Genomic DNA, 249 nt, shown 5'->3' with positions numbered 1-249 from the left:
CCTTTTAATTTCAGTGAAATTCGTTTGTTATTATAATATTCTATGTATTCTTCTATCGCAATCTCTAAAGCTTCTAACGAATGGAATGAATATTCTTTTCCTAGAAACATTTCTTTCTTCATAACTCCAAAAAAGTTTTCCATTGGAGCGTTATCCAAACAGTTTCCTTTGCGTGACATAGATTGGTTGATTCCTTTATCCTTCAATAATTGATGGTAAGCCTTCATTTGATACTGCCATCCCTGATCA

1 protein-coding gene is annotated in these 249 nt (G+C 32.5%); it reads right to left on the bottom strand.

Translation table 11 applies throughout. The features are described 5' to 3' along the window. Window positions 1-249: IS3 family transposase (locus LJE08_RS14290; RefSeq protein WP_227403619.1), on the bottom strand; the 249-nt coding region annotated here is incomplete at both ends.

The organism is Holdemanella sp. DFI.5.55, from assembly GCF_020593575.1.
Taxonomy (GTDB): Bacteria; Bacillota_I; Bacilli_A; order Erysipelotrichales; family Erysipelotrichaceae; genus Holdemanella; species Holdemanella hominis.
This window is presented reverse-complemented; position numbering and strand designations above follow the sequence as displayed.